General features: G+C 72.4%; 11 protein-coding genes. 7 read left to right on the forward strand and 4 right to left on the reverse strand.

Going from position 1 to position 11972, the window contains the following annotated elements; all coding sequences use genetic code 11:
* Positions 1-57: 57 nt before the first annotated feature.
* Positions 58-1791 carry an ABC transporter ATP-binding protein gene (locus tag SERN_RS10310; protein ID WP_135850047.1) on the forward strand — a complete coding sequence of 578 codons (1734 nt, stop codon included), beginning with the start codon at positions 58-60 and terminating at the stop codon, positions 1789-1791.
* Complete coding sequence (locus SERN_RS10315) at positions 1788-3770, forward strand: ABC transporter ATP-binding protein (RefSeq protein ID WP_135850048.1); 1983 nt, start codon at positions 1788-1790, stop codon at positions 3768-3770. The genes SERN_RS10310 and SERN_RS10315 overlap by 4 nt, the downstream gene beginning before the upstream one ends.
* Positions 3771-4104: 334 nt before the next feature.
* Here the strand turns inward: SERN_RS10315 and SERN_RS10320 are convergent, their stop codons facing one another.
* Together SERN_RS10320 and SERN_RS10325 are read right to left on the reverse strand one after the other, a co-directional pair.
* Entirely contained in the window at positions 4105-4671 is a 567-nt protein-coding gene (locus SERN_RS10320; RefSeq protein WP_135850049.1) for a dihydrofolate reductase family protein, read from the reverse strand.
* Positions 4672-4736: 65 nt separating this feature from the next.
* Complete coding sequence (locus SERN_RS10325) at positions 4737-5756, reverse strand: alpha/beta hydrolase (protein WP_158292631.1); 1020 nt, start codon at positions 5754-5756, stop codon at positions 4737-4739.
* A 58-nt stretch (positions 5757-5814) separates the two neighbouring features.
* On the opposite strand from SERN_RS10325, the gene SERN_RS10330 reads away from it, so the two are divergent.
* On the forward strand, positions 5815-6624 hold the full coding sequence (locus tag SERN_RS10330) for a TrmH family RNA methyltransferase (protein ID WP_135850051.1): 810 nt from the start codon (positions 5815-5817) through the stop codon (positions 6622-6624).
* A gap of 30 nt (positions 6625-6654) precedes the next feature.
* Here SERN_RS10330 and SERN_RS10335 read toward each other — a convergent pair whose 3' ends face one another.
* The gene (locus SERN_RS10335) at positions 6655-7278 is read right to left on the reverse strand and encodes a TetR/AcrR family transcriptional regulator (RefSeq protein ID WP_135850052.1); all 624 of its coding nucleotides are present in this window, start codon (positions 7276-7278) and stop codon (positions 6655-6657) included.
* Between the two features lie 51 nt (positions 7279-7329).
* Here SERN_RS10335 and SERN_RS10340 point away from each other — a divergent pair, with 51 nt between their 5' ends.
* On the forward strand, positions 7330-8520 hold the full coding sequence (locus SERN_RS10340; protein ID WP_158292632.1) for an MFS transporter: 1191 nt from the start codon (positions 7330-7332) through the stop codon (positions 8518-8520).
* Here the strand turns inward: SERN_RS10340 and SERN_RS10345 are convergent.
* On the reverse strand, positions 8466-9044 hold the full coding sequence (locus tag SERN_RS10345; protein WP_135850054.1) for a CDP-alcohol phosphatidyltransferase family protein: 579 nt from the start codon (positions 9042-9044) through the stop codon (positions 8466-8468). The genes SERN_RS10340 and SERN_RS10345 overlap by 55 nt on opposite strands.
* A gap of 228 nt (positions 9045-9272) precedes the next feature.
* Between SERN_RS10345 and SERN_RS10350 the strand changes: the two genes are divergently transcribed.
* From SERN_RS10350 to SERN_RS10360, 3 genes are read left to right on the forward strand one after another with little or no spacing between them, the layout of a single operon-like run.
* A complete protein-coding gene (locus SERN_RS10350) occupies positions 9273-10178 on the forward strand; it encodes a MetQ/NlpA family ABC transporter substrate-binding protein (RefSeq protein WP_135850055.1) in 906 nt (301 codons plus the stop codon).
* A gap of 22 nt (positions 10179-10200) precedes the next feature.
* Complete coding sequence (locus SERN_RS10355; protein ID WP_135850056.1) at positions 10201-11280, forward strand: methionine ABC transporter ATP-binding protein; 1080 nt, start codon at positions 10201-10203, stop codon at positions 11278-11280.
* A complete protein-coding gene (locus SERN_RS10360; RefSeq protein ID WP_135850057.1) occupies positions 11277-11933 on the forward strand; it encodes a methionine ABC transporter permease in 657 nt (218 codons plus the stop codon). The genes SERN_RS10355 and SERN_RS10360 overlap by 4 nt, the downstream gene beginning before the upstream one ends.
* Positions 11934-11972: the final 39 nt, after the last annotated feature.

Genomic DNA, 11972 nt, shown 5'->3' on the forward strand with positions numbered 1-11972 from the left:
GGGTGCTCTGAGCGAAAATCACCCGGGCGTGTCAGGGATCTGGCGTAGCGTCAGATCGTGCTCATGTCACTCCTCCGCACCCACCTGCGGCCCTACCGGGGCGCGATCGCCGTCGTCGTCGTGCTGCAGCTGGTGCAGACCATCGCGTCGCTCTACCTGCCGAACCTGAACGCCCGCATCATCGACGAGGGGGTGGCGGTCGGCGACGTCGACGCCATCTGGCGCATCGGCGCGATCATGCTGGTCATCACGCTCGCCCAGGGTGTCGCCGCGGTGGTGGCCGTGTACTACGGCGCGCGCACGGCGATGGCCTTCGGCCGCGACGTCCGGGCGGCGCTGTTCGCCCGCGTCCAGACGTTCTCGGCGCAGGAGATGGGGACGTTCGGGGCGCCGTCGCTCATCACGCGCACCACCAACGACGTGCAGCAGGTCCAGATGCTCGTCATGATGACGCTCACCATCATCGTGATGGCGCCGATCATGCTGTTCGGCGGCACGATCATGGCGCTGCAGGAGGACGTCCAGCTCTCGGCGCTGCTGCTGGTGATCGTGCCGGTGCTGATCGGTGTGGTGGCCCTGCTGGTGTCGCGCATGGTGCCGTACTTCCGTCAGATGCAGACGCGCATCGACGCGGTCAACGGCGTGATGCGCGAGCAGATCACCGGCATCCGGGTCATCCGCGCGTTCGTGCGCGACGACCTGGAGCGCGCGCGGTACGCCGCGGTCAACGGCGACCTGCGCGACGTCTCCATCAGGGTCGGCAAGCTGATGGCCCTGATGTTCCCGATCGTGATGCTGGTGATGAACGCGTCGTCAGTCGTCGTGCTCTGGTTCGGCGGGCGCTACGTCGACGCCGGCGAGATGCAGATCGGGGCCCTCACGGCCTTCCTGAGCTACATCATGTTCATCCTGATGGCCGTCCTGATGAGCTCGATGATGATCATGATCGCGCCCCGCGCCGCCGTCTCCGCCGGCCGCATCGGGCAGGTCCTGAACTCCGAGCCGACCATCGTGGCGCCCGCCAATCCCGTCGTGCCGGCGACGACGACCGGCCGGATCGAGTTCGAGGGCGTGAGCTTCGGCTACCCGGGAGCCGACCAGGACGTGCTGCACGACGTCTCGTTCGTCGCCGAGCCGGGGCGCACCACCGCGATCATCGGCTCGACCGGTTCCGGCAAGTCGACCCTGGTCAACCTCGTCCCGCGCCTGTTCGACGCCCGCGCGGGCACGGTGCGGATCGACGGCGTCGACGTGCGCGACCTCGACCCCGACCACCTCACCGACCTCGTCGGTCTCGTGCCGCAGCGGGCGTTCCTGTTCTCCGGCACGGTCGCCTCCAACCTCCGGCTGGGCGGCGAGGACGCGAGCGAGGCGGAGCTGTGGGACGCGCTCCGCGTCGCGCAGGCGGACGGTTTCGTCACCGAGATGGACGGCGGCCTCGAGGCCGAGATCGCCCAGGGCGGCACGAACGTCTCGGGTGGGCAGCGGCAGCGGCTCGCAATCGCCAGGGCGCTGGCCCACCGGCCGCGCATCTACCTCTTCGACGACTCCTTCTCGGCGCTGGACTTCGCCACCGACGCCGCGCTCCGACAGGCGCTGAAACCGCTCGTGCGCGACGCCGTCGTGCTGGTGGTGGCGCAGCGGGTGGCGAGCATCAGGGACGCCGACCAGATCCTCGTGCTCGACGAGGGTCGCCTCGTCGCGTCCGGCACGCACCACGAGCTCCTCGAGAGCTCCGAGACCTACCGCGAGATCGTGACCTCGCAGATGACGCTGGAGGAGGCGCGATGAGCGAGCGACGCAGCGACTCCGCCGTCGTCCAGGAGGGGCGGCGCGGACGCCAGGGCGGCCCGATGGGTGCGATGGGCATGCCGGCCGAGAAGGCGCTGGACCTCCGCGGCACGATCGGTCGGCTGCTCGGTGACATGCGCGAGCACCGCCTGGCCCTGGCTGTCAGCGTGGTCCTGGGCATCGGCTCGGTGATCCTGGCCGTGCTGGGTCCGCGGCTCCTCGGCGACGCGACCAACCTCGTCTTCGGGGGCGTCCTCAGCCGTGGCCTTCCCGCGGGCGACTCCCGCGAGGAGGCGCTGGAGCGGCTGCGCGACGCCGGCGACGCCCGGGCCGACCTGCTCGCCCAGGTCCCGTTCACCCCGGGTGCGGGTCTGGACACGACCGCGCTGGCACGGCTGCTCGCCGTCGTCCTGCTCGTCTACGTCGTCTCCGCGCTGCTGGCGTGGCTGCAGGCGCGCATCATCGCGGTCCTGGTGCAGCGCACCATGTACCGGCTGCGGCAGCAGGTCGCCACGAAGCTCGGGCGGCTGCCGCTGTCCTACTTCGACTCCACCTCGCGCGGCGACGTGCTCTCGCGCGTCACCAACGACATCGACAACCTCTCGCAGTCGCTGTCCCAGACGCTCGCGCAGCTCGTGACGTCGGTGTTCACCGTCATCGGCGTGCTCACCATGATGTTCCTCATCTCGCCGCTGCTGGCCGCGGTCGCGCTCGTGACCGTGCCGATCGCCGCGCTCGTGACGGCGATGATCGCCAAGCGCTCGCAGCCGCAGTTCATCCGGCAGTGGCGCACCACGGGCGAGCTGAACGGCCACATCGAGGAGATGTACACCGGCCACTCGCTCATCAAGGTCTACGGCCAGGGCGCAACGGCGCAGCGCACGTTCGACGAGCGCAACGCCGAGCTGTACACCTCCTCGTTCCGGGCGCAGTTCATCTCCGGGACGATCCAGCCGGCGATGGGCATCATCGCCAACCTCAACTACGTCGTCATCGCGGTGCTGGGCGGGCTGCGCGTGGCGTCGGGGACCATGAGCCTCGGCGACGTGCAGGCGTTCATCCAGTACTCGCGCCAGTTCACGCAGCCGATCACGCAGATCGCGGCGATGATGAACATGCTGCAGTCCGGTGCGGCGTCCGCCGAGCGGGTCTACGCGCTGCTGGACGCGACCGAGCAGGAGGGCGACCCGTCGCCGTCCGTGACCCTGGACGGGGTCCGCGGTCGTGTCGAGTTCGACGGCGTCGACTTCGCCTACGACCCCGACCAGCCGCTGATCACGGGACTCGACCTCGTGGCGGAGCCGGGGCAGACGGTGGCGATCGTCGGCCCCACGGGCGCCGGGAAGACCACGCTGGTGAACCTGATCATGCGGTTCTACGAGATCCAGGGCGGGCGCATCACGCTCGACGGCGTGAACACGCGCGACATGACCCGCGACGACCTGCGCGCGAGCGTGGGCATGGTGCTCCAGGACGCATGGCTGTTCGAGGGCACGATCGCCCAGAACATCTGCTACCCCCTCCAGCAGGAGGCCGGAGGCGAGATCACGCCCGGGATGCGCGCCCAGATGCTTCGCGCGGCGGAGGCCACGCACGTCGACGCGATCGTCCGCTCGCTGCCGGACGGCTACGACACCGTGCTCAGCGCCGAGGGCACCTCGCTGTCGCAGGGCGAGCGTCAGCTCCTCACGATCGCGCGCGCGTTCGTCGCCGATCCGCCCATCCTGATCCTCGACGAGGCGACCAGCTCGGTCGACACCCGCACCGAGGTGCTGGTGCAGAAGGCGATGAACGCGCTCCGCGTGGGGCGGACGTCCTTCGTCATCGCCCACCGGCTGTCGACGATCACGGGCGCCGACGTCATCGTCGTCATGGAGCACGGCCGGATCGTCGAGCAGGGCTCGCACGCCGAGCTGCTGGCGGCCGACGGCGCCTACGCCCGGCTGCACGCCAGCCAGTTCGCCGCGCCCCTCGCCTGAGCCGTCGCGGGCGTGCCACGTGTCCCGGGTCTCAGCCTTTTCTCAGCGACGTCTCGGTAGACAGTCCCGGGCACCGGTCGCGGCCACGGGCCGACGACCGTGCCCGGAACGACACTGCCCCACCTCGTCAGGACCGAGGTGGGGCGGTGTGCCGTGTCGTCAGCGAGCCGGTACGCGGTGTCTGGGCGGGCCGGACGGGGGCGGACGATGTTCGGCGCCGCTGAGGCTGGGGCTGGGCTCCAGGTTCAGCAGCCACCGTCAACGTACGTCGGGGCCCCCCGAGCTGGTCAAGGTTTCCGACGTCCGCGGACGCCGCTCCAGCTGCGCGGCGGCGTCAGGACGTCGTCGCCGGTCGGTACGTCAGGGCGACGGCGCCGGAGCGGAACTCGCGGCGGTCGACGAGGTCGAGCTGGAGCCGGTCGCGCAGACCGTCGAGCAGGGTCGGCCCGCGTCCGGCCACGACCGGCTGCACGACGAACACGTACTCGTCGATCAGACCCAGATCCGCCAGGGCCCGGGGCAACGTCACTCCACCCACCCACAGACCGACACCGGACTGCTCCTTGAGGGCGCGGACCGCGGCTCCCGGATCGCCGTCGATCAGCTCGGCGTTCCAGTCGACCTCGGGCAGGGTGCTGGAGACGACGTGCTTCGTCGCGCCGTCCATCGCCTCGGCGAACGGGACCTCCCACCGCGCCATCCACTCGGGCCACGTTCCCGTCACCGGCCGCCGCCAGGCCGACTCCATCATCCGGTAGGTCACCCGGCCCAGGACGAGGGCGTCGACCCTGCCCATCTCCTCGGTCCAGAACGCCATGGACTCCTCGTCCGGGGGCAGCCCCACCTCGTGGTGACAGGACCCGTCGAGGGTGACGTTGATCGAGTAGCGCAGCGGTCTCATCTCGTCGCCTCCTCGCGTCGTGCGGCCGGTGGTGGCAGCACCGTACTCCGCGGGCGCCGGACGGGTCAGGCGGTGTGCGTCCGGAGGAACCCGACGCTGCGCTCGAGCGTCGCGCGCCCGGCCTCGGACGACAGGTCGAACTGGAACTCGTGGTCGAGCGACGGCTCGCCCGCCCCGGGGCTCGGGAAGTCGGCGACCAGCTCGACGCCGACCTCGCGCAGGCGCTCGGCGAACGCGAGGCCCTGCGGCGTGAGGGGGTCGGCGTCACCGCCCGAGAGGTAGGTGGGCGGGAACGCGGGGGAGGCGTGCCGCCGGACGGAGGCCAGGTCCAGCACCGGGTCCTCCCGCGCGGACCGTCGACCCGTGTAGGACCACAGGACGGACTCCATGAAGAGCGCGCCGGCCCGCGACGTCGCTCCGTCGAGGTCCAGGTCGTACGCCCCGCAGTGCAGCAGCGCGGCGCGCAGGTGATCGCGACGGAGAGCGGGGTCGACGCCGAGCGCGCTCGCGTAGGCGGGATCGGAGATCGCGGCGGCGACCTGCGCCGCGATCTGGGAGCCCGCGGAGTCGCCGGCCAGCACCACCCGCGAGGTGTCCAGGTCGAGGTCGTCGGCGTGCGTCACGAGGTGGGACAGCGCGGTCAGCACCTGGTGCACGGGACGCGGGTACCGCGACCGCGGGGCCAGGTGGTAGTCGACCCCGACGACGACGAAGCCGCGCGCCGCCAGGATCCGCAGGTAGTTCGCCACCTGGTCCTTGCTGCCCGAGACCCAGCCGCCGCCGTGCACCCACACGATCGTCGGCAGGGGAGCGCCGCCGTCGGGACGCCCGGGCCGGTGGACGTCCAGGAGCGACGCGGGGTCGCTCGGGTCGTACGGCACGTTCAGGCGCGAGTGCACGCCGTCGGGCACCAGGGGTGCGAGCGCGGCGTTCGTCTCACGCCCGCCACGGTCGAAGGCCCGGCGGATCAGCAGGGCGCTCGGCCACGGGCTGACGGCCATGGCGACCACGGCGAGCACCGCCGCCCCGACGACCGTGCCCGCCACGGCGGCGAGCGTGGTGGCGATGGCACGGCGGGCGGTCACCGGGTGACGGTATCCCGCGCGCCGCATCCCGCGTGCCGCACCAGGGGAGAATGGGCAGGTGACCCGCCCCGCCCCGATCGAGCTGACCGATGCCGCCGACCCCCGCGTGGTGGAGTACACGGGACTGACCGACGTCGCGCTGCGCACGCGGTACGAGACCGGGGCCGGCCTCTACATGGCCGAGTCCTCGAACGTCATCCGTCGCGCCGTCGCGGCCGGACACGTGCCCCGCTCGTTCCTCATGGCGCCGCGCTGGCTCCCGCAGATGGCCGAGGTGACCGAGGCGTTCCCGGAGGCGCCCGTCTTCGTCGCGCCCGAGTCGCTCCTCGAGGGCGTCACGGGGTTCCACCTGCACCGCGGGGCGCTCGCGGCGATGAACCGGCGGGCGCTGCCGTCCGTGGCCGAGGTCGTCGCGAGGGCGCGGCGCGTCGCGGTGATCGAGGACGTCGTGGACCACACCAACGTCGGAGCGATCTTCCGCAGCGCCGCCGGGATCGGCGTGGACGCCGTGCTGGTGACGCCGCGCTGCGCCGACCCGCTCTACCGCCGCAGCGTGCGGGTCTCGATGGGCACGGTCTTCCAGGTGCCGTGGACCCGGCTGGCCGACTGGCCGGCGGGGATCGAGCAGCTGCGGGAGGCGGGTTTCACGACGGCGTCGCTCGCGCTGACCGACGACGCGGTCACGCTCGACGAGCTCGCCGCCGCGCGGTACGAGCGGCTCGCGCTCGTCCTCGGGAGCGAGGGGCACGGGCTCACGGCCGCGACGATCGAGGCGAGCGACGTCGTCGTGCGCATCCCGATGGCCGGCGGCGTGGACTCCCTCAACGTCGCGGCGGCGTCGGCCGTCGCGTTCTGGGCGACGCGCTGACGGGGACCCGAGCCCGTCCGCTCGGCGCGTTCAGGCGGTGTGGCGCGCGACCGCGGCCAGAGCGAGGTCGCGCGCCGGGAACGGGACGGGTCGCGCGTCGCCGGTGAGGAGGCCGGCGCGCACGCGGGCCGCCAGGGCGCCGTCGTACAGCGCGAGCAGCTCGCCCGCCAGCGCATCGGGGTCGTGGGCGCCCGCCTCGGACGCGAGCTGCCGGAGCCGGTCGCGCAGCAGGGCGGAGTCCGCCAGCAGCCAGGGGTGCGCGGGGTGCTCGGGGCCGGGGATCTCCACTGCGGCGGCGAGGAATGCACAGCCCCGGCGCGCGTCGTCGCCGGCGGACGGGTCGCCGCCACCCGGGTTCGACGGGAACGTGGCCAGCGCGTCGAACACCGACACCGCTCGGGCGAGCACGTCGTCCCCGCACGCGGCCAGCGCCTCGTCCCACGCCTCGCGCCACCGCGCGAACCGTCGCTCGAGGTAGGCGGCCACCAGTCCGTCCTTGCCGGAGAAGTGCGCGTACAGCGTGGCGGGGGCGACCTCCGCCCGCCGCAGCACGGCATCGACACCGGTCGCCGCGATGCCGCGGGAGTGGAACAGATCCGTGGCGGCGTCGAGCAGTCGCTCGCGGGCCGGCGTTCTCGCACTCGGGGCAGTCATGCGTCTACTGTAACGATCACTATGGTGAAACGATCGTTACGCACTGCCCGGGTGGTCTCCACGACGCCGCTCGTCGTTGCCGCGACGGGCCTGATCGCGGTGACCTACGGCGTCGTGCGCTACGGCTACGGTCTGCAGCTGCCGCAGCTGACGGCCGAGTTCGGCCTGTCCTCGACGACGGCGGGGCTGATCGCCTCGGGGAGCTTCGCGGCCTACTGCCTCGCCGCCCTGGTCGCGCGCCGGATCGTCCGACGCTCGCCCCGCGCCGTGCTGTGGCTCGCCGCCGGCCTGGCGGCGGGCGGCGCCGGTGTCGTCGCCGTCGCGGGCTCGCCCTGGGTGATGGCGTCCGGTGTGCTCGTGGCCGGGGGAGCGGCGGGAGCGGCCTCGCCGGCCCTGGTGGCGGCCGTCGCGGCGGGCGTGCCGGTCGCGCGGGCCGCCCGGGCGCAGTCGGTCGTCAACGCCGGGACGGGCCTCGGGGTCGTGGCCGTGGGTGCCGCCGTGCTCGCCGCTCCCCACCTGTGGCGGCCGGTGTGGGTGGCGGCCGCCGTCGCGGCGCTCGTGGCGGCGGCCGTGGTGGATCGCCGCACCCCGTGGCCGGCACGGTCGCGGCCGGGAGCGGACCTGCGCACGGACCGTGACGGGGCGGCGCCCCTGCGCGGGGCCGTGACCGCCGCGCTGCTCGCGGGTGCCGGCAGCGCTGCCGTCTGGACCTTCGGGCGCGACCTCGTCACCACCGCGGGTGGCCTGTCCGAGCGCACGACCGCGGCGCTCTGGGTGCTGCTGGGGGCGGCGGCCGTGCTCGGGGCGGCGAGCGGCGACGTCGTCCGCGTGCTCGGTCTGCCTTGGGCGTGGACGCTGACGGCGGCACTCTCCGGAGCGGCGACGGCGGCGCTCGTCCTCGTGCCCGACCGGACCGTCGTCGCCGCCCTGTCCGCAGCGGTGTTCGGTGGTGCCTACACCGCGCTCAGCGGGGTGCTGATCTCGTGGGCCGCGCAGCTGCGGCCCGACGGGGCGGGAGCGGCGACGGCCGTGCTGTTCACGGCGCTCACGGCCGGTCAGGCGGCGGGTGCCGCGGTCGCGGGGGCGGCGCTGGAACGCGCCGACGTCGTCGTGGTGTTCGGGGGGAGCGCGGTGGCGCTCCTGCTGGCGGCGCTGCTGCGGCCGACGACCCGCGGTCCGGCGGTGGGTCAGGCGGTCGCGACGGAGCGTCGCGTGCGACGTCGAGCCATCCCGCGCGCGTAGCCGATCCCCGCGAGCACGTGCCCGAGAGCACCGAGGTACATCAGCCCGAAGCCGACCCAGCTGAGCCAGGTGATGCCGGTGCCTGCGGCGACGACGAGCACGGGCAGCGCGAGGAGCAGGGCGCCGGTCCGCCACTTGCCGATGCGGCTGACCGGCAGGTCGGGGGAGCCGCGGAACCACAGCGTGGCCAGGACGGCGAGCGCGACGTCGACGGCGAGGATGACCGCGACCGGGCCCCACGGGATGATCCCGGCACCCACCATGGCCAGTCCGATGACGACGATCGCGATGCGATCGGCGACGGGGTCGAGGCGCTGTCCGAGCAGGCTCGTCTGGCCGAGGCGGCGCGCGAGGAAGCCGTCGAACCAGTCCGACGCGCTGAGGGCGACCAGGGCCGCGAGCGCCCACCACATGTGGCCGGCGAGCAGGAGCCAGACCACCAGGGGGAGCAGGACCAGGAGTCGACCGAACGAGATCACGTTGGGGAGGGTCCACACGCGATTCTCGGGTCGGGGGTCGGTCACCCGTCGATCCTAGGGTGCCGCACAGGTCCCACGCCCCTCGAAGCGCCCGGATCCGCCGATCCGTGGCCCCGTCTTCGCGTCCCGACCTGGTCGTATGACGGACGTCACAGGTCCGGATCCCGAGATTTCGCCACCCGGGTGGAGTCCGACCACGGCGGGCTGGCACTGTCGTGCCGCGCCGGAGCGACCGGCTGACCAGCACGACCTCACCGCACGAAAGAGAGCCTCATGTCCCGCAAGCACCTCCGCGTCCTCGTCCCCGCGATCGCCGCCGCGGGTCTGATGATGTCCGCGTGTGCCGCGCCCGGCTCCTCCTCGGGCGGCGGCGCCGAGGGTGAGGACGCGCCCATCCGGATCGGCGTCGTCAACGCCTCCGACGAGCAGTGGACGATCTTCACGGAGAAGGCCGAGGAGGAGGGCATCCCGGTCGAGATCACCAACTTCTCCGACTACCAGCTCCCGAACCAGGGCCTGGACCAGGGCGAGCTCGACCTCAACCAGTTCCAGCACCTGCAGTTCCTCGCCCAGTTCAACGTCGCCTCCGACACCGACCTCGTGCCCGTCGGCGCCACGGCCGTCTACCCGCTCGGCCTCTACTCGCTCGAGTTCGACTCGGTCGACGCGATCCCCGACGGCGCGCAGATCGCGATCCCGAACGACGAGACCAACCAGGCGCGCGCGCTCCTGGTCCTGCAGGAGGCGGGCCTGCTGGAGCTGGCCGACGGCGGGAGCTCGCTCTCGACCCCGCAGGACGTCGTCGCCGAGGGATCCCGTGTGACCGTCACCCCGGTCGACGCCGCCCAGACCGCCATCGCGCTGCAGTCCGGGAGCGTCGCCGCCTCGATCATCAACAACGACTTCGTCGGTGACGCCGGCCTGACCGCCGAGGACGCCGTCTTCAACGACGACCCCGGCAGCGCGGCCTCGGAGCCCTACATCAACATCTGGGCGGCTTCGGCGGACAACGCCGACAACCCCGACTTCGCCACGCTGGTGGAGATCTGGCACTCCGACGAGGTCGAGGCGGCCGCGCTGGAGGAGTCCGGTGGCACCGCGGTCTTCAAGGAGAACACCCCGCAGGAGCTCCAGGACATCCTCTCCGGCATCGAGGAGAACCTGCGCGCGCAGGCCTGACGGCCGGCGCACAGGAGCCCTCATGACTGAGGCGATCATCTCGCTGCGCGGCGTCTCGAAGGTCTTCCCGGGACGCCGCGCAGCGGTGACGGCGGTCGACGACGTCGACCTGGACGTGTACGAGGGCGAGATCTTCGGCGTCATCGGGTACTCCGGTGCCGGCAAGAGCACCCTCGTGCGGCTCATCAACGCCCTCGAGCACACGACGTCGGGCACGGTCACCGTGGCCGGCACCGACATCACGAAGCTCCGGGAACGACGGCTGCGGCCGGTGCGTGCCGGGATCGGCATGATCTTCCAGCAGTTCAACCTCCTGGCCTCGCGCACGGTGGCGGGGAACGTGGCCTATCCGCTACGGGTCGCGGGCGTGAAGCGGGCCGAGCGCGAGGCCCGCGTCGCGGAGCTGCTCGACTTCGTCGGACTGACCGACAAGGCGGGCGTCTACCCCAGCAAGCTGTCGGGCGGGCAGAAGCAGCGTGTCGGGATCGCCCGCGCGCTGGCCACGTCCCCGCGCATCCTGCTGGCCGACGAGTCCACGAGCGCGCTCGACCCCGAGACCACCGCCGACGTGCTGGGGCTGCTGCGCCGCGTGAACGCCGAGCTCGGGATCACCATCGTGGTCATCACGCACGAGATGGACGTCGTGCGAGCGCTGTGCCACCGCATCGCGGTCATGGAGCGCGGCCGGGTGGTGGAGGTCGGTGACGCCTACCAGGTGTTCGCCAACCCGACCCACGCCGCCACGGCGCGGTTCGTCGGGTCCTCGCTGCACGACGTCCCGACGCCGGAGATCCTCGAGCGGCTGCGACGTCGCCACGACGGGCGGCTCGTGCTGATGCGCATGCAGTCCGACGGCGGAGCGTCCGGCTACCTGACGAGCACGCTGCGCGAGCACGGGGTCGAGGGCACGATCATCTACGGCGGCATCACCGAGATCGGCGAGCGGCCGTTCGGCTCGCTCACGCTGGAGCTGGTCGGCGAGCAGGCCGACGTCGAGCGCTTTGTCGCCGACGTCACCGTCCGGGCCGGCGCGAGCGACCTCGGGACGGCCGCAGCACCGCGGCCGCTGCCGCGTCACGACGAGCGAGGGAGCGTCCGATGAGCTGGGAACGCTACGGGGACGCCTTCCTGCTGGCGCTCGGCCAGACGGGATACATGGTCCTGTGGACGATGCTGCTCGGAGGCCTGCTCGGCCTCGCGCTCGGGATCGGCCTCTACGTCACCCGACCGGGCAATCTGCTGGGCAACCGCGGCGGGTTCTCCGTGCTCAACGTCGCGGTGAACATCATCCGGCCGATCCCGTTCATCATCTTCCTCACGGCGATCTACCCGCTGACCCGGCTCGTGGTGGGCACGACGATCGGCACGGAGGCCGTCACCTTCGCCATGATCCTGATGGCCGGTTTCGCCTTCTCGAGACTGGTCGAGCAGAACCTCGTCAACCTCGACCCCGGCGTCATCGAGGCGGCGCGCGCGATGGGCGCGAGTCCGTGGCGGATCATCCTCACGGTGCTCATCCCGGAGGCGCTGGCGCCGCTGATCCTCGGCTACACGTTCCTGTTCGTCGGTGTGCTCGACATGTCGGCCATGGCCGGCTACGTGGGCGGCGGCGGCATCGGTGACTTCGCCATCGTGTACGGCTACCGGCAGTTCGACTGGCCGCTGACGGCGTTCGTCGTCGTCGTGATCATCGTGATCGTCCAGGCGGCCCAGCTCCTCGGCAACTCGCTGGCGCGCCGCGCGCTCCACCGCTGACCGGCCGGCCCACCGGGTCGGAGCCCGTTTCTGCGCGCG

Origin of the sequence: Serinibacter arcticus (genome assembly GCF_004786095.1) — a bacterium.
Lineage (GTDB): Bacteria > Actinomycetota > Actinomycetes > Actinomycetales > Beutenbergiaceae > Litorihabitans > Litorihabitans arcticus.

Excerpts from the sequence above, each read along its gene's own strand:
- SERN_RS10315 (WP_135850048.1), top strand. The coding sequence starts at position 1,788 with ATGAGCGAGCGACGCAGCGACTCCGCCGTCGTCCAGGAGGGGCGGCGC.
- SERN_RS10320 (WP_135850049.1), bottom strand. The coding sequence starts at position 4,671 with ATGAGACCGCTGCGCTACTCGATCAACGTCACCCTCGACGGGTCCTGT.
- SERN_RS10335 (WP_135850052.1), bottom strand. The coding sequence starts at position 7,278 with ATGACTGCCCCGAGTGCGAGAACGCCGGCCCGCGAGCGACTGCTCGAC.
- SERN_RS10350 (WP_135850055.1), top strand. The coding sequence starts at position 9,273 with ATGTCCCGCAAGCACCTCCGCGTCCTCGTCCCCGCGATCGCCGCCGCG.
- SERN_RS10355 (WP_135850056.1), top strand. The coding sequence starts at position 10,201 with ATGACTGAGGCGATCATCTCGCTGCGCGGCGTCTCGAAGGTCTTCCCG.
- SERN_RS10360 (WP_135850057.1), top strand. The coding sequence starts at position 11,277 with ATGAGCTGGGAACGCTACGGGGACGCCTTCCTGCTGGCGCTCGGCCAG.